At 42.2% G+C, this 17,704-nt stretch carries 16 protein-coding genes; 5 read left to right on the top strand and 11 right to left on the bottom strand.

Features of this window, described 5'->3' with window-relative positions; translation table 11 throughout:
- Positions 1-10: 10 nt before the first annotated feature.
- The gene (locus AC1XUE_RS07190) at positions 11-1,156 is read right to left on the bottom strand and encodes a Gfo/Idh/MocA family protein (RefSeq protein ID WP_483355260.1); all 1,146 of its coding nucleotides are present in this window, start codon (positions 1,154-1,156) and stop codon (positions 11-13) included.
- Between the two features lie 66 nt (positions 1,157-1,222).
- Positions 1,223-2,356 (bottom strand): Gfo/Idh/MocA family protein, encoded by a 1,134-nt coding sequence (locus AC1XUE_RS07185; RefSeq protein ID WP_483356001.1) that lies wholly within the window; start codon positions 2,354-2,356, stop codon positions 1,223-1,225.
- 242 nt (positions 2,357-2,598) lie between these two features.
- Between AC1XUE_RS07185 and AC1XUE_RS07180 the strand changes: the two genes are divergently transcribed.
- Positions 2,599-3,834: an MFS transporter gene (locus AC1XUE_RS07180; protein ID WP_483355259.1), complete on the top strand. Its 1,236-nt coding sequence runs from the start codon at positions 2,599-2,601 to the stop codon at positions 3,832-3,834.
- A gap of 166 nt (positions 3,835-4,000) precedes the next feature.
- Here AC1XUE_RS07180 and AC1XUE_RS07175 read toward each other — a convergent pair whose 3' ends face one another.
- Both AC1XUE_RS07175 and AC1XUE_RS07170 read right to left on the bottom strand, forming a co-directional pair.
- Positions 4,001-6,409, bottom strand: coding sequence for an endonuclease MutS2 (locus AC1XUE_RS07175; RefSeq protein WP_483355258.1), 2,409 nt, complete (start codon positions 6,407-6,409; stop codon positions 4,001-4,003).
- A 141-nt stretch (positions 6,410-6,550) separates the two neighbouring features.
- Positions 6,551-7,069: a DUF7935 family protein gene (locus AC1XUE_RS07170; protein WP_483355257.1), complete on the bottom strand. Its 519-nt coding sequence runs from the start codon at positions 7,067-7,069 to the stop codon at positions 6,551-6,553.
- Positions 7,070-7,203: 134 nt separating this feature from the next.
- Between AC1XUE_RS07170 and AC1XUE_RS07165 the strand changes: the two genes are divergently transcribed.
- Positions 7,204-7,500, top strand: a complete 297-nt coding sequence (locus tag AC1XUE_RS07165) for a HesB/IscA family protein (RefSeq protein WP_483355256.1) — start codon at positions 7,204-7,206, stop codon at positions 7,498-7,500.
- 13 nt (positions 7,501-7,513) lie between these two features.
- Here the strand turns inward: AC1XUE_RS07165 and AC1XUE_RS07160 are convergent, their stop codons facing one another.
- On the bottom strand, positions 7,514-8,086 hold the full coding sequence (locus AC1XUE_RS07160; protein ID WP_483355255.1) for an NUMOD4 domain-containing protein: 573 nt from the start codon (positions 8,084-8,086) through the stop codon (positions 7,514-7,516).
- Positions 8,087-8,216: 130 nt separating this feature from the next.
- On the opposite strand from AC1XUE_RS07160, the gene AC1XUE_RS07155 reads away from it, so the two are divergent.
- Positions 8,217-8,576, top strand: a complete 360-nt coding sequence (locus AC1XUE_RS07155) for a CoA-binding protein (protein ID WP_483355254.1) — start codon at positions 8,217-8,219, stop codon at positions 8,574-8,576.
- A gap of 19 nt (positions 8,577-8,595) precedes the next feature.
- Here the strand turns inward: AC1XUE_RS07155 and AC1XUE_RS07150 are convergent, their stop codons facing one another.
- The 5 genes from AC1XUE_RS07150 to AC1XUE_RS07130 form a co-directional block, all read right to left on the bottom strand.
- Positions 8,596-9,597: a 3-oxoacyl-ACP synthase III family protein gene (locus tag AC1XUE_RS07150; protein WP_483355253.1), complete on the bottom strand. Its 1,002-nt coding sequence runs from the start codon at positions 9,595-9,597 to the stop codon at positions 8,596-8,598.
- A gap of 108 nt (positions 9,598-9,705) precedes the next feature.
- Entirely contained in the window at positions 9,706-10,407 is a 702-nt protein-coding gene (gene pssA, locus AC1XUE_RS07145; protein WP_483355252.1) for a CDP-diacylglycerol--serine O-phosphatidyltransferase, read from the bottom strand.
- Between the two features lie 20 nt (positions 10,408-10,427).
- Positions 10,428-11,066: an MBL fold metallo-hydrolase gene (locus AC1XUE_RS07140; RefSeq protein ID WP_483355251.1), complete on the bottom strand. Its 639-nt coding sequence runs from the start codon at positions 11,064-11,066 to the stop codon at positions 10,428-10,430.
- Positions 11,067-11,157: 91 nt separating this feature from the next.
- Positions 11,158-11,877 (bottom strand): hypothetical protein, encoded by a 720-nt coding sequence (locus tag AC1XUE_RS07135; RefSeq protein WP_483355250.1) that lies wholly within the window; start codon positions 11,875-11,877, stop codon positions 11,158-11,160.
- Between the two features lie 70 nt (positions 11,878-11,947).
- Positions 11,948-12,655 (bottom strand): SAM-dependent methyltransferase, encoded by a 708-nt coding sequence (locus tag AC1XUE_RS07130; protein ID WP_483355249.1) that lies wholly within the window; start codon positions 12,653-12,655, stop codon positions 11,948-11,950.
- A gap of 72 nt (positions 12,656-12,727) precedes the next feature.
- Here AC1XUE_RS07130 and AC1XUE_RS07125 point away from each other — a divergent pair, with 72 nt between their 5' ends.
- Positions 12,728-13,159 carry a hypothetical protein gene (locus tag AC1XUE_RS07125; RefSeq protein ID WP_483355248.1) on the top strand — a complete coding sequence of 144 codons (432 nt, stop codon included), beginning with the start codon at positions 12,728-12,730 and terminating at the stop codon, positions 13,157-13,159.
- A gap of 31 nt (positions 13,160-13,190) precedes the next feature.
- On the opposite strand, the gene AC1XUE_RS07120 is transcribed toward AC1XUE_RS07125, so the two are convergent.
- A complete protein-coding gene (locus AC1XUE_RS07120; protein ID WP_483355247.1) occupies positions 13,191-13,958 on the bottom strand; it encodes an alpha/beta fold hydrolase in 768 nt (255 codons plus the stop codon).
- Positions 13,959-14,334: 376 nt separating this feature from the next.
- Between AC1XUE_RS07120 and AC1XUE_RS07115 the strand changes: the two genes are divergently transcribed.
- Positions 14,335-17,649, top strand: a complete 3,315-nt coding sequence (locus AC1XUE_RS07115) for a TonB-dependent receptor (RefSeq protein WP_483355246.1) — start codon at positions 14,335-14,337, stop codon at positions 17,647-17,649.
- The last annotated feature ends 55 nt before the right edge of the window (positions 17,650-17,704 follow it).

Here is a 17,704-nt window from a genome sequence, read left to right as displayed (position 1 = left end):
AAAATTAAATTTATACTTCTATCCAAGCCTGTGCCTTATTACTTTCAAGGATTCTTTCGCAGATTAATAGTTCGCGGTATCCGTCAGCAAAAGTTGGGTAGGTAGGATTCTCAGGCTGTTTGCCTTCTGCAATTGCAGCATACACTTCTTTGAAAAGTTGTTTTGAAGTATCAGAGAAACCTTCGTTGTGGCCGCCTGGGAAGGTGATCAAAGAACGTACATCGTCGTTTACAAGCGATGGGTCACGGATCAATACCTCATTGGCTTTATCTCTGTTTCCAATCCACATTTCGTTTGGCGCTTCTGACGTCCAGTTGAACGTTTTTTTAGAACCTGAGATTTCAAGTGTCATCCTGTTTTTACGACCGGCAGATACTTGTGATACCGTGATTACACCTTTGCTTCCGTTATCGAAGCGAAGCAATACGTTGGCGTGGTCTTCAGTAGTGATAGGCACATCTGCGTAATCTTCAGGCTGAAGCATTTTACCCGAATAAGTTTCAACAGGCTTCAAAGGCTTTTTGCGAGTTTTATGTACTGTATTGAAGTCAGCAAGAACAGAAACAGTTTTCAAGCCCGTGATGTATTCAAGGATATCCATCAAGTGAGAACCAATATCTGCAATCGCTCTTGAATCACCTGATTTATCCGGTTCAAGACGCCAGTTGTAGTCAGTTTCGTAAAAAAGCCAATCCTGCAGGTAAGAACCGATAAAAGAATAGATTTCACCCAACTCACCTCTTTCACGCATGGATTTCATCTGACGTGCCAGCGGATAGTAACGCAGGTTGAAATGAACGGCATTAACCAAACCTGTTTTCGCAGCAAGTTCTACCAGTTCTTCAGCTTCAGCCAAATCTTTTGCCAGCGGCTTTTCGCAGATTACGTGTTTGCCCGCAAGAAGAGCAGCCTTAGATTGAGAATAGTGAAGGAAGTTTGGCGTACAGATATGAATAGCTTGAATATCTTCCTGCGTCAGCAAGTCTTCGAAAGTGTAAGAACGCGGTATACCAAGCAAATCAGCTTTTTCGCGTGCCAGTTCCGCAGTTACCTCGCAAAGAGCAACGACTTCTACATTAGGGAGACGTCGTAACGCTTCAATATGAGCAGGCCCTATAAATCCGGTACCTACTACGCCAACTTTAATTTTGTTCATAAAATGGATTGTGAAATTGAAAAAGGTATAAAGTATTATATTAATCCGCCTTGCAGCTATCTGAGACTATTGGTGAAAATCAGTCCATTTTTCATGAGATTTATCTGATTCCAGTACGGTATCTATGAATTTCATTCCACGCAAACCGTCATGTACGGTCGGGAAGTCGTAAACCGGATCGGGATTTTTCCCTTCCCATCTGGCGCGTAAATGCACGGCGAAATTACGATAAAGATTAGCGAATGCTTCAAAATACCCTTCGGGATGTCCTGCGGGTATACGGGTATGTACCTGAGCCGCGCGTGAAAGATTTCCCACTCCCGTACGGATGATGCGGGCACCCTGGTTTGTCTTGTGAATTAAAGTATTTGGATCCAATTGTTTCCATTGTAATCCACCTGTTTCGCCGTATACACGAATATTGAGGTCATTTTCTTCGCCGTTAGCGATCTGGCTGTTTTGCAAAATGCCTTTTGCTCCATTATCAAAGCGCAGCAAAATATGAGCATCGTCGTCCAGTTGACGGCCTTCTACGAAAATGGTCAGGTCGGCACACACCTGCGTAATCCTCAGACCTGTGATATACTCAGCAAGATTTTCGGCATGAGTTCCGATATCGCCTAATCCACCTGCTGCGCCGGACTTACTCGGATCTGTACGCCAGGCAGCCTGTTTGTTGCCGGTAACTTCTACTAAGGTAGCCAGCCAGCCTTGCGGGTATTCAACAATCACTTTTCTTACTTTGCCAATGGCACCGGAAGCTATCATTTCCTTTGCTTCTTTTACCATCGGATAACCCGTATAGTTGTGGGTCAGACAGAAAATGAGCCCCGTCTCTTCGACTATTTTAACGATTTCTTCCGCTTCCTCTGTATTCAGCGTTACAGGCTTGTCACAAACCACATGAAAGCCATTTTCAAGTGCCAGTTTGGTTGGGCCCGCATGCATGTGATTAGGCGTAACGATGGAAACGAAATCCATTCTTTCACCTAGTGGAAGCAGCTTTTCCTTCGCGATCATTTCTTCAAAATCTCTGTATACCCTGTCTTCAGGCAGATAAAGGGCTTTACCCGTTTCTTTGGATTTCTCCGGATTAGAGCTGAAAACGCCGCAAACCAGTTCAATCTCTCCATCCATGATGGCTGCACGACGATGTACTCCACCGATGAATGCATCGAGTGATCCACCGATCATACCCATTCTTATCTTTCGTGACATTCCTGTTTGTTTAAAGTTTAGAAAAGATTAACAGTTCATAAAAGTGCACCGTGAGTGACTCTTACTTTTTACAAATATAAATTTATAGTGTAAAAAACGTGGTATAACTACCGAATTGAGTAGTAGATTTGAGAACTATTTGTTTTTTTTGTGAAAATCTTACATTTTAGATATACCTCAAATTCTTAATCTATCTCATTCTTATATTCAAATTTACTGGTCACATGTCTCAACCGATTAACAGCACAAGACTCTTTAACGCAAGTTGTTTTGCGCTCATTACCACAGCGTTCTCTTTCAGTATCCGCGCTGGTATCCTGCCTCAGTTAGGTGCAGAATTTAACCTCACTGCTGAGCAGCTTGGCTTTATCAACTCTATGTTTTTCTTCGGATTCCCTATATCAATGGTAATCGGTGGATTGGTTTACAGAAGTGTTGGACCCAAAACAATTATGCAGGTGGCATTTTTCTGTCACATTATCGGAATTGTAATGACCATTTATTCCGGAGGTTATACAGGACTCTTAATCTCCACGTTCTTTATCGGAATCGGTAACGGCTGTACAGAGGCTGCTTGCAACCCGATGATCGCCGATGCATATACCGGATTGAAAATGAATAAAATGCTGAACCGCTTTCACATGTGGTTCCCTGGTGGAATTGTGGTAGGTAGTCTTATTTCTAAATTCATGACTGACTTTGGCTTCGGATGGCAGGCGCAAATTTGGGTAATTATGATCCCTACACTTATTTACGTATTCCTTTTCTGGGGACAGGCATTCCCGAAACCTGCTATTGATGCGGTGAACTCGATTAGTGAAAACGTTAAAGCAATGTTTACCCCACTTTTCCTTTTCATATTCTTCTGCATGGCATTTACCGCGATTTCAGAGTTTGGTCCACAGCAATGGACAGGATTGATCATGAGTAAAAGCGGTGCTAGTCCTATGCTGATTCTTGCATTGGTTACTGGCTTGATGGCTGTGATGCGTTTCTTCGCCGCTCCTGTTGTGAAATTACTGGGTGCTACAGGCATCCTTTGGACTGCATCCGTTCTGACTGCCATAGGCATCTATATGTTCAGCACAGTTACTGGTCCAACCGCCTACCTTGCAGCTGTCATTTTTGCGCTTGGTGTAGGCCTTTTCTGGCCAACCATGGTTGGTTTTGTAGCGCAGCACGTTCCATTGAGCGGAGCTTTGGGTATGTCCATTATCGGAGGTGTTGGTATGTTGTCAACGTCAATTTTCCAACCTATTATCGGTGGATGGATCGATTCTGATACAGCTGAAATGGCTGCAAAGGGACTCACAGGAGATGAGTTGGCGCTGGCGGCTGGTCAGGCAACTTTGAGCACTATGATTGCTTTCCCTGCTGTGTTGATCGTTCTTTTCGGTATCCTGTTTTTCTGGATGAAGGGGCGTAAAAACGAAAATGTAGAAGCGATGGCTGTGCACTAAAAGATGAATGAAGTAACAAAAAGGGTCGTTTCAACTACTGAAACGACCCTTTTTGTTTACGAGATGGATAAGTTTTTGAATAGCATCTTAAACAATACAGAATTTAAAATACTAAAATCGCAACTTAGCTAAACAAAAACGATCTCTTTTGAAGACCGTTTTATACTTATTTTATTCTAACAATTGTAACACCCGCACCGCCGCGATCCGGATGCTCATCCTGCATACCACCTACCTGCGGGAATCCACGCAAATGATTGCGGACAAGGGTACGTAAAATACCATCTCCTTTGCCATGTACAATACGGATTTCGTCATAACCAAGCATAATAGCATTGTCCATAAACTGATCCACCATGCCCAGTGCTTCTTCACCACGACGACCACGCATATCCAGATTAAAGCTAAAATTCATCATTCGCTCATTCAGATCAACACCTTTTGCGCTCGTTTTGAGTTTCTTTTCGCCTGTGGCATCTCTATAAGTCTTCCTGCTGACTCTTTCCAGGCGATTAAGTTTGATGGTTGATTTGAGGTCGCCAATACGTATTTCAGCATCTTTGCCTCTGATCGATATCACCTCACCGATTGCTGTTTGTCCGGATATTCGTACATAGCTGCCCGGAATAATAGCACCTTCTTCCGGTTCGTAAATGTCTTCGGGCTTTTCCTGGTCAGGAATTACTTCAGTTTGCAGGCTTGTCTTGCCAAACTTTTCCAGATTTTGTCTGACAGTTTTGGTCTTTTCCTTTTCAGCTTTGTTTTCTTTTATTTCCCGGATCGTATTTTCAATCATTTGGTTGGCATCGGCAATCAGCGTTTTAGCTTTTTGCTTAGCCTCATTTACGATTTTCTTCTCGTTGGTTTCAAGCTTGGTTTTTAACCTATTATAATCTTCCAGCTGTTGGGAAAGCTTACGTTCCTTGATACCCAGCTCAATATTTTTCTCCGAAAATACGCGTCTTTCGATATCCAGTTCTTTTAACAGCTTCTCAAAGTTAACCTGCTGCGTACCCAGCTTTTCTTTCGCACGGTTTACAACAGTCTTTGGAAGTCCGATCTTAGAAGCAATTTCGAAAGCGAATGAACTTCCCGGACGGCCTATTTCAAGCTGGTAGAGAGGTTCCATGTGTTCGCCGTCAAAGCGCATGGCACCATTCACCAGTCCCTCGGTTTTATCCGCTAATACTTTCAGGTTTGTATAATGTGTATTAATTACACCGAATGCACCCGATTTCGTTAAATCTTCCAGAATGGCTTCGGCGATAGCTCCTCCCAATCCGGGTTCTGTACCTGTGCCAAACTCATCAATCAGGAACAATGTCCGCTTATTGGCCATGGTCAGGAAATGACGCATGTTGGTCAGGTGAGAGCTATAGGTACTCAGGTCATTTTCCAATGACTGCTCATCACCGATATCAATAAAGATATTTTGGAAAAATCCCATGGAAGAATCCTCCCGCATAGGAACCAGAAGTCCGCATTGGAACATATATTGAATGAGGCCGACGGTTTTTAAAGAAACAGACTTACCACCGGCATTGGGTCCGGATACAATCAAAATTCGCTCTTTTTCTTTCAGTTCAATATTCAGCGGAATAACCTTTTTCCCTTGCTTCTGAAAAGAAAGATGGAGCAGAGGATGCCTTGCTTCAGACCATTGTATAAACTGCCGGTTGTAAAACTCCGGGCTGATTGCACTCATTTGCTGAGCAAGTTTCGCCTTTGCCCGCAGGAAATCCATCAAACCAAGAAACTGATAGGCCTTCTGCAAGTCAGGAACGAATGGGCGTAGCTTGCTGGTTAGTTCGAGCAGAATTCTGTTAATTTCTCTGCGTTCTTCATATTCCAGCTCACGAATTTCGTTGTTAGACTCAAAGACATCAGTAGGTTCTATAAATACGGTTTGTCCGGTAGCAGATTCGTCGTGGATAAATCCTTTAAGTTTCCTTTTATGTTCGGCAGCGACCGGGATTACCATTCTGCCATTACGTATGGTAAGGGATACATCATCACTCACCCAACCATTACTTTTGGCCGAACGCAACATGGTATCCAGTTTTTTTCTGATTCCTGCCTGTTCCGAAATTAATTTCTGGCGTATTCTGGAAAGTTCGGGCGATGCGGAGTCACGAATTTGTCCTCGATCGTCAATGATCTTTTCAATGGCATCGGTAATTGCCCTATCAATGCGTACATTTTTTGCATATTCGGCAAGCAACGGGTAGGCGTCTTCTTCCTGATTTCCAAAGAAACTGATGCAAAGTTTGATGGTGTGTAATGACACTTTCAAATCTGAAAATTCACTTTGCGTAAGCAACATTCCTTCGATGGCAGCGCGTTTCAGATACGGGGTAGCATCTATATAGTTCTGTGAAGGGAAGTTTTCTCCGATCTCCAGAATTTTTTTCATTTCGGCGGTTTGGCTAACCAGTTTCTCCACCAGACCAAAATTGTCTGAAAATCTGATCTTTTCAACAAAGTACTGGCCTAGTGTGCTGATGCAGGCCTCTCTGAGCCAGTCACGTAGTTTATCGAAACCAAGTTTTTGCTCTAATGTAGCAGGATATAACATGCTTATTTATAAATGATGAACAGCATAGCTGTCCAATCTCCAGGTCAAGTTGAATAAATAATGAAATGCATATCGGGAATTTATTTCCGCGACTCAGCAAATAATAAGATTAAATAAAGTCAATTAGTTCAATATCACCAATCAGAAGATTTCCCGAACCTCATCTTTGAGAATTTTCAGTGCATGGGTGGTAGGCTGAACATCTCGTGCTATTACAATCGAAAAAATCTTTTTGCCTAAATCCGTAGCGGGCGCTTCCGGTGAAACCTGTGCTGATGCATTGTTGATATCTGCAACCACTTCATTCATAGCCAGGCCAATTTGTTCCCAAACATCATTGCTGATGTAAATCTGTTGTGCCACATTATGGTTGTATTCCTCACGGATATCGTTCAATAAAATTTGTTGTAATTCCAACGCATTGGTTGCTACAGGTGCAAGGCGTAGCAACAGACTGGACGGGCTTATCCTTTCCAGAAATATTGACATACGCTCATACGCCTGCAGGCGAAGAGGCAATGTCAGATCTGTATGTTTTCTTCTTGCATCAATTTGTTGTTTTACTATTATTTTATCAGCGACTTTTGTAATCGTCAGATAGACGCCGTAAATAACGGCCAGGCCAAGCAGGATAGTGGTGATGATCAGATAGTACTCCATTGTAAAGAACAAGGATAATTTGAGTTAAAAAAGCCAAAATTACAAGATAACTTGTATTACTCAGAAGAATATTTGAAGAAAACGAATTCCATAAAGTAATTTCACGTTAGCTAGCTTTAATGCGTTTTTATTTCATGGAAAATCCGATCACAATTACTGAAGCAGCACGGGAAGAAATTATTTCAACTTTGCAGGCCAATAAAATACCAGATACCTACGGACTAAGAGTAGGTTTAAAGGGTGGTGCCTGTAGCGGTACTTTTCTACTGGGTTTTGACACCCGGTCGGAATTTGACCAGTTGTATATGGTAGATGGTATACGGGTATATATCGACCGCCGACATCTGATGTACGTAGTGGGCCTTTCCGTGGACTATGAGGAAGGTATGAACGGCAGCGGTTATACGGTTTCCACGCTTTCTGAGAAGTGAATAGTATACATCGTTAATCTTCAATCGTTACATGTTTCCAGTTTTCTCCTGACCTGATACGGTTAAGTTGTGTATGGGTGATGCCAAACTGCTTCGCAATCATTTTTAGACGGTTATTGTCGTTCTTCAATAACTTTTTGATGATTCTCACCTTGCTTTCTGTAAGCTTGTAGTTTTTAGTCCTCTTAGGAATAACCCGGTTAATAAATGCAGGATTTTCTCTGTTGTGATCAATCATCTCAGTTTTGGTTACCCACTTGAGGTTCTCATAGTAGTTATTCTGTTTTTCAAAATCTACATGAATAACGAACGTGTGATCATCACTTGCCTTGTCCACGAAATACTCTGCCACAAGCTTATGAACATAGCGGTTAATCGTTTTACCTCCACTAACTCGTATGTTTAACGACCGATAACCCTGTATCACCGAACCTTTGATAACTGCCCCGTCTTTAGGATTATTCTGAAAGCTTTTCAGTCTACCATAATTTGAAACTTCATAATGGGGAGCATTTTCGATATCGTCGAACCTTATTTTTTCCCACTTTTCATTCCAGAAACTCCGACTTATATTTGATTCGCTCATTTTTTTTCAGGTAATATTTTTGATATTGCTTTATCTCGTTATTTTTCATCATGCTGAAACATTTTGGGCCAGCAGGCTGTTTCTTGTATTTGATGAAATTAATTCTCACTTTCTACATCTGATAACACACATGAAGAACACCTTAATTCTCGGAGCTTCTTCCAATCCATCCAGGTACGCTTACCTAGCTGCACAAAGGCTAACTGCAATGGGTCACTCTATTTTTTTGCTGGGCCGAAGGAAAGGTACAGTGTTAGGTCAGGACATTCATTTGGAAAAGATTAATTGGCCAGACATAGATACTATTACGCTGTATATCAATCCAAGCCACCAAACCGAATACTACGACTACATTATTTCCCTGGAACCCAAACGTGTCATTTTCAATCCGGGAACTGAAAACCCTGAGTTTGAAATTATGCTGCGTTCTAAAAATATCATACCAGTATATGGCTGCACATTGGTGATGCTGGCTTCAGGACAATATTAGTTAAGTAACCGCTGCAATATTACCATCGTATAAGTGCAGAAGCCCACGTAAACCCGCTTCCAAATGCTGCAAGGCATACTAAATCTCCTTCCTTGAATTTTCCGTTTTCCCATGCTTCTGCCATAGCAATAGGTATAGATGCAGCTGTAGTATTTCCGAACCGTTGGATATTATTGATGACCTGCTCTTCTGTAAGTCCCATTTGTTGTCTGACATAGTCACTGATCCGAATGTTAGCCTGGTGGGGCACCAGAAGATTAACATCTGAAGCTGTATATCCGTTGCTATCCAATGCTTCCTGGATAACTTCTCCGAATTTCACAATAGCATGTTTAAAAACAGCATTGCCGTTCATATAGACGTTGAAACCACCTAAGTCCAGTAACTCCTGTGTTACGGGGCGATCAGGACGGCTGCTGCCCGGATCCTTTACGTATAATTCTTCGGCATAGCGGCCGTCGGCATGGAGGTGTGTAGATAGAATGGAGTGTGCAGGATTTTCTGTTGCCTGAACTACCGCAGCGCCGGCGCCATCTCCAAATATAACGGCTGTGTTTCTTCCGGCTGTACTTTTGTCAATCCACGAGGACTGAATTTCAGCTCCGACTACCAGCGCAGTTTTATACATGCCGGTCTTTATAAACTGATCAGCAATAGAAAGTGCATATACAAATCCTGAACATTGCTGGCGAATATCAATCACAGGCTTTCCGTCCATCTGTAATTCACGCTGCATCAAAAAAGCAGATCCTGGGAAAAAATAGTCGGGTGTGATAGTCGCATAGATAATTACATCTACATCATTGGCACTAATTCCCGCCCGCTCCAAAGCCTGGCGTGATGCGGCAGTAGCCATACTGTAGTTGGTATCTTTTCCATATTCAAAAAAACGACGTTCCCGAATTCCTGTACGTTCCTGAATCCATTCATCGGAAGTCTCCATCCATTGAGAAAGATCATTGTTTGTAACTACGTTTTCAGGGACATAATAGCCCAGACCGGTAATACGGGAAAAAGTCATATCAGGAATTTAGGAGATTTAGTAGCGTTGTACCTTCGCGAAAACGCATTATTACAACATGATCACAAATGAAATAAAAAAATAATAAACCTGCCATTCTACGCACATTTACTTGTTTGAGATGAGGTTATTAAGCAATGACAAACTTATATAGAACATAATAATTACGGGGATAGCGATTATCTTCAGTGTAAGTAGCAATGTCAAACTTACTACTATAAAAATGAAACGAACTTCATTTCCTTTCCATCCAAAGGATTTGAACTTGAGCGCAAGCAAGGGAATTTCTGCTACTAGCAAAAATGACATGACTAACGTTAATATGAGGAGATTGTTTGTATTGATAATCAGTGATTCCCATTCTTCTCTGTGAAAGTGAAGGATCACTGGGAGAGAGGCGATCAGCATGGCATTGGCGGGTGTGGGCACTCCAATAAACGAGTCGCTCTGCCGTGGATCATTATTAAATTTAGCCAGTCTGATTGCTGAGAAAATTGCAATTAAAAAAGCAGGGTAAGCTTTCCAAATTCCCATCAGATCAGGAATACTCTGCATCAGCAGCTGATAAATAATGACAGAGGGTAAAAGACCAAATGTAACCATATCTGCGAGGGAATCCAGGTCGCGGCCAATGGGTGAGCTCACTTTCAGTAAACGTGCTACAAAACCGTCAAAAAAATCGAAGACCAAGGCTATGCCGATTAGCAGACACGAAAGCAAAATGTTATTGTGAAACACCTCAACCACACCTATACAGCCACAAAGCAGATTGCCACAGGTCAATGCATTTGGAATATTTTTACGGATCATATAACCGGTGCTGGCAACAGCTATTTTAAAAATGGGTTATTCTTTTTTTCAAAACCTATGGTGGTGGGACCCATATGTCCTGCATAAACCTGATATGCATCACCTAATGTAAACAGTTGCGTTTTGATACTGTCGATCAACACATCAAAATTACCACCAGGCAAGTCTGTGCGGCCTATGCTTTGGCGAAACAATACATCGCCGCCAATTACAAACTGCTGTTCATGACTTACAAATGCAACATGTCCCGGAGCATGGCCCGGTACGAAAAGTATGTCCAGTTGTGATGTGCCAAAACTGATTTTCTCTCCTGGATTTAAATAACCATCAATGGCGGGTTCATCGAATCCGGGAAACCCGTAGTTGGATGCATAGGATTTAACTGCTTTCAAAAGCGGTTCGTCTAACTGATGCAGATAAAAAGGAATCTGATACTTTACTTTAACAGCTTCCACACCAAGCACATGGTCGATATGCGCATGTGTATTCATAATACCGACAGGTTTCAGCGAATGTGCTTCTATGTACTGATACAATTCCGTTAATTCGGTTCTGTTGTGACAGCCGGGATCAATTATGATCGCTTCTTTGGTCTCGTCACTGAGAACGTAGGTATTTTCGGAAAAAGGATTAAATGTGAATGATTTTATATGTATCATTGATAAGGTAAATCGGTTCAGAATGCTGGAATACAGTCGGCGAAGTTACGAACAGTTTTTAAAACAAGATTTATTCACACAACACTTCATACTATTCCACCAACGTAAGTGTGGCTGTGATTCTTTCGTAATAGAGTATGGTTAAGCCTTCAAACCCGGAATCGGTACCCACACACAGCCATAGATGCCCGTCTTCATTGGTACGTACGACTACAGGATTGTCTGCATTGGACCTGGAAACAAGGCGGTACACAGTTCTGTCTGATCCGTTGACTACATTACCTAGTACATACATTTCTGTGCCTCCGGTAGATTGGTTGCCCTTATTAATATTCACATTGTAAAAATCCTTGTCAAGTGAAACTACCGGCTCATTCGGCGAAGCCCCTGCTTTGATGTAAACAGAACTTCCGGGAGAACCACCAATTCCGAAGCTGCTATCCGGGTACTGTGTAGCCAGGCTTATATCTATAGTTACCCTGTATTGCTGGTTTGGCTTCAGTCCGGTCACCTGCTTCCTGAGAAACATAAACATATCATCACTCCGGTTGTTGCTTTGCATACGAAACGAGTACCGTGTAGTATCCAGTGGAGCAGGTAACCTGGCCACACCGGCTTGCATGTTCAGAATACTGTCGCTGGTTTTGGTACTGTATTCCGCAAAGTGGCCGGTCCAACCATTGTTGTCAGGGCCTGACTCAGACTGAAATTCTGAGTTAACTGTAATGACACCATTTAATTTGGTGTCATTGTTGCATGAGTATATTCCTGTTAAAAGAAGAATACCCATCATAAACATCCATTTCCGCATAATGATAAGCGTTTGTTGAGCTTTACTTTTCTGTTGAGATATCTAAAAAATAGTATACCTGTGGTCAGAGCTACCCAATGATAAAAATAGTTGGCTTCTTATGTAAATCTGGTTTTTGTTTACGCCATTGTTTGATGGGCAAAGCCTTCACCAATTCATCCGGTGCGGTAAGGTTAGAAGATATTGATAGCATGGTTTCAGGCTGACAGGTCTCTAAAACAGCATCCAATAACTGATTGTTGCGGAACGGTGTTTCCATGAAAATTTGTGTCTGACGTTTTCCATTTGCATCCCTTTCCAGTTGTTGGATATTTTTTTTCCTCAGCGTTTTGTCGATGGGAAGATAGCCGTGAAACACGAAAGACTGTCCGCTCATGCCGGAAGCCATTAATGCAAGCAGAATGGAAGATGGCCCCACAAGAGGAACTACCGGTACGGAAAGCTGATGTGCCAGCTTGACTGCAACAGCTCCGGGATCAGCCACTCCCGGGCAGCCGGCTTCGGATATGATACCTGCATCGCCTTGCAGGTGAAGTAGTTGCTGACGCGTTTCCTCTTCCGGAGTATCTTTGTTTAGCTCGAAAAAAGTAAGATTATCAATTACTTTTCCCAATTTAAGGCTGCTGATAAAACGCCTCGCCGTACGTACATTCTCAACAAAGAAAATGTCAAGTTCAAGTATGGTTTCTTTGATTGAAGGGCTGAGCACTTTGTCATTTGTATCTTCTGCCAACGGGCATGGTATCAGGTAAAGGCACGGTACTTGTTGGTTTTTCATACTACATATTTTTATTCACTTCCAACCTTTGGAGCGGAAAAGGTATCTTATCAACAAGCAAAGTTAAATGTAATGTTACGACAACTATTTATTTTACTCCTTTTATTCATCGTATCTGCCTGTAGCAAGGATAGCGCAGATTCACCTCATTTTGATTCGCTGAACAGTGCATCGACAGGGGCCTGGCACCTGAGTGAGATAGAGACAGGGCCATACGGGAAAAAATATTGGGTGAATGCAAACGGGACTGCCAAAGATATCCGAATTCTTTTAAATGATGGCACTATGCTGACATCGGATAGCCTGCAGGTATGCTGCGCTCCGAAATCTTATTATTTGAACGGGCACTTGTGGAACTTACCAGAACCTGCCGCAAAGTATGTTAATGCTGCTTGTGCGGTTATTAATTGCGAATATTGTGCGGTATGGGATATGGAGCTGCGAACCGATCAGCTGATTATTACTTATTGCAAAGGCGAAAGACTTAAATATGTGCGCCGCTAGATGGGCCACGGCACACGTAATTTTTGATATATCAATTGAGGAAATTGAAAAGGCTTTCCAGAAATGCCTTCGGTTGCTCAGCCTGTATCCAGTGTCCCGAATTCGAAATGGTGTCCAGTTTAGAATCCGTAAATATTTGCTGTATTCCATCCCAATCTTCATCAAGAATGTAATCTGAGCGATCGCCCCGCATGAAGAGCGTAGGAATAGTAACCGGCGTATCTGTCGTAATTGCCTGCCCCACATTGGCCATATCAGTCGAAAGCAGGGGCAAATTAAATCTCCAGGCAAATCCACCTTCGTCCTTTCTGTACAGGTTTTTAAGTAAAAACTGGCGGACAGCCGGGATCGGCTCGTACTCTGCCAAAGCTTCATCTGCCTCTTGGCGGTTCTCAATCTTATCAACCGGGATTTGATTTAATCCCTCCAGAATTTTTTTATGGTGTACAGGATAAGCCTTGGGACCTATATCAACTACAACGAGCTTCGAAAAAGTATCCGGATACCGCACAGCATATTCCATGACTGTCTTACCTCCCATAGAATGCCCTAGTAAAACGGGATTTTCCAATTCCTGCTGAGCGATAAATTCTTCGAGATCCTTTGCGAAGGTTTCATAGTTCAGTGCCCCTTCATGCGGTGATCTTCCATGATTACGCTGATCTACCAGATATACCTGAAATCCACGATCTGCTATGGCCTTTCCCACTGTTAACCAGTTATCTAAAAATCCGAATACACCGTGAAGTATAACAATGGCAGGTCCATTTTCACCAAATTTTTTATAATTAAGGTTCATTCTGAAAAAAATATCAACGGTTACTTAAATAATTTTTACGGTCATTTAAAGCACTTTACGTTAAATGATCATTAACAAAATTCAATACATAAATGCCATTTGTTGCAATAGCGGTAAAGGTCGCCAGTAATTGTTGGAAAGAAAAGCATTTTTCAGGCATATTGTTAACGAAAATTTAACATAGATCACGGTGTTATTTTAAGTGTACAAATCTGTATTATTCTAATAAATATGCCGATTATATGCAATAGTATAGCATTTTAGTAGGATTGGGCACTTTGGTTATGCCAGAAAAATAAACTTATTTTACGGTTGCAATTAGTTCATCGGTCCATGCAGGATCCTGTCACAAATTTCAAACAAATTCCCAAATTTTATGAACAGGAAAAGTTTACTTTTCAGGGCAGCGTTCACAGCGCTGTTCGTGTTTTCATTGACCTTGCTAGGCGGTCACGTCATGGCGCAGGTAACAACGTCCACAATCAGTGGTCGGATTACAGACGATAAAGGTGAAGGCCTTCCCGGAGCTACGGTTCAGGCCGTGCATGAGCCATCCGGTACTCAATACGGTATCCTCACTAACGAAACAGGACGTTATGCATTTCCTACCGTTCGTGTAGGTGGTCCTTATAAGGTTACTGTGACTTACATAGGATACAAGGAGCAATCGATGACCAATATCGTTGCAGATCTTGGTTCTACCGCAATTGTTGACATTAAGATGTCGGACGAAGGTACCGAGCTGAGTGAAGTGGTGGTGAGTACAGCTCGTGGAGATGTGTTCGGAGAAGAGCGTACCGGTGCATCTACCAATATCAATGCTAAGCAATTGAGCTCTTTGCCAACTATTTCAAGGGGATTAACAGATTTCACACGTCTAACGCCTCAGGCAAACGGAACAAGTTTTGCCGGTCGTGATGCTCGTTTGAACAGGGTAACAATTGATGGAGCTAACTTCAGCAATGGTTTTGGTCTAAGTAGCGATTTGCTTCCAGGTGGAAGTGCACAGCCTATATCTTTGGATGCGATTCAGGAAGTACAGGTAAATATTGCACCATTTGATGTACGTCAGTCTGGCTTTACCGGGGCTGGTGTAAATGCTGTAACACGTAGTGGTACAAACCAATTGACTGGTTCAGTTTACGGATTTTACAGAAATCAGAACTTCAACGGTAAAAATGTTAACGGAGAGCCTCTTGATGAGGCTGCTAAATCAAGTAATAAGGTTTTCGGTGCGCGTCTTGGTGGTGCTATTGTCAAAAACAAGCTTTTCTTTTTCGGAAATTTCGAGAGAGAGCAGAACGTATTTCCTGGTAACAACTGGGTTGCTTCGCGTGGTGGAAACACAGGTACTAATGTAACAAATGTTCGTGCTGAAGATCTTGACGCGGTTGGGAACTTCCTAAGAAGTCAGTATCAATATGAGCCTGGTCGGTATGAAAACTATGCGAATGAATACAAGAATGAGAATACAAAGTTTCTTGCCCGTATAGACTGGAACATCAGCAATAAGCACAAATTTACACTACGTTACAATCAGGTTGTAGGTTCGAACGATGAGGGAACGAATGCCTCTTCCGGTCCAAACCCACGTTCAAGTAATGCAAGGATCAGTAAAGAATCGATAGCATTCGAAAATGCAAATTATGCACAGAAGAACATTGTTCGCTCGCTCACCGCTGAATTGAACAGCAGTTTTGGATCAAGATGGTCTAATCAGCTACTGGCTACTTACAGTTATATTGAGTCTAGCCGCTCAACTCCTGGTGCATTGTTCCCAATGGTTGATATCTGGGAAGGTGGCAAAAATTACATGAGTTTTGGTACTGAGTTGTTCTCATACAACAATGGTATGAAAAACAACAACCTCTCTTTTGTAGATAACGTAACATTCCTGGCCGGGAAACATACTTTCACAGCGGGTGCAAGCTTCGAGATGATGAAGTTTGAAAACAGCTATGTTCGTTTGGGAACGTCATATTACAGGTATAACTCTGTTCAGGATTTCCTGACAAGCAAAGCTCCTTCAGTTTATGGTGTTACCTACCCATTCCAGAACGATACCTGGGCGACGGTGAATTTTGGCCTTGGTGGTCTATATGTTCAGGATAAATTTGCAGTTACTGACAGATTAAACCTGACATTAGGCGTTAGAGCTGACATGCCATTCTTCTTTGATGAGCCATTGAATAACCCTGCAATCGATAACTTGAAATTGCTTGACAGAGATGGTAATGAGACGACATTCTCTACCAAAACATGGCCTACAAGTAAGCCTTTATTCTCTCCACGTTTAGGCATAAATTATGATGTATTTGGAGATCGTTCACTACAATTGCGTGGAGGTACTGGTATCTTCACGGGGGTTATTCCTTTCGTTTGGTTCACCAACCAACCATCTAACTCAGGTGTATTGCAAAACACGTTCGAACCAGTTAACGCCGCAACGCAGGCATTAATTACAGGCTTTAATCCTGATCCTTTGTATTGGGTTAATCAATTGCCAGACCGTTTCCCTAAACAACCAGGAACGACTGCTCCCGGAACTGTGGCTCTTATTGACAAAAACTTTAAAATGCCTCAGGTTTGGAGATCTAACATTGGTATAGATTACAAAATCGCTGGAACTCCTTTGGTCGCAACTATTGATTACATTTATTCAAAAGATATCAACGCTACGTATCAATACAACGCAAACAGAAAGAGAGCGACTGCTAAAATGACTTATTCAGGAGATACACGTGACTTCTGGAATGGTGCTGCAAATGCAACTTATAACCCTGCTACCGGTGCTATTGTACCTGTGTTGAGTAACACAAGCAAAGGTTATTCATCAGCACTTTCGTTGGGCTTGACGCTTCCTGCAAGAAGAGGTTTCTACGGATCGCTGTTCTACAGCACGAGCAATGCAAAAGATATCAGTGGTAACCCAGGTTCTGCCGCAAACTCTGCATGGTCTAATAACTATTCTATCAATGATCCTAACGAAATGTTGCTGAGCCAATCTCAGTATGCTATTCCTCACCGTGTGGTGGGTAGCCTTTCATACAGACTTGAATATGCAAATCACTTGGCTACTTCTATATCTCTGTTCTATCAGGGAACCAGTGCAGGTCGCTTTGCATACACTTATTCTGGTGATATCAACAGAGACGGTGTAAGTTTGGATTTGATGTATGTTCCTAACAGTTCTTCTGAGTTGACCTTTGCTCCTTTGACTGTAAGAAATACAGCAGGAACAGTAATGTTGACAGCTTCGCCGGAAGAGCAACGTGCTGCCTATGATAAGTTTGTTGAGAATAACAAAGAGTTGAGAGATGCTAAAGGTGGTTATGTTTCACGTAATGCTGGTCTTCTGCCTTGGTTCAACCGATTTGACCTGAGAGTATTGCAGGATATTTTTACCAATGTTGGTAAAAACCGTCATTCCCTGCAGCTTAGTGTAGATATCATGAATTTTGGTAATATGCTTAATTCAGGTTGGGGCCTGAGACAGGAGCTAAACAGTGGTTCGAGCTTTAATTACTCATTATTGAATGTTGCCAGCGTTACAGCTGATGGTAAACCAACATTTACAATGAATAGTGTAAACATAGATGGGCAAACCGTATTGCCGGAAACAGCATATCGCAAGTGGTTTGATGTACGTAACACCTGGAATATGCAGGTTGGAGTACGTTATACCTTCTAAAAGCTAGTACAAGCTTGCTGAGAAAAGGCCCGGATCGCAATGATTCGGGCCTTTT

The organism is Dyadobacter sp. HNCC25DJ187, assembly GCF_056895255.1.
This window is presented reverse-complemented; position numbering and strand designations above follow the sequence as displayed.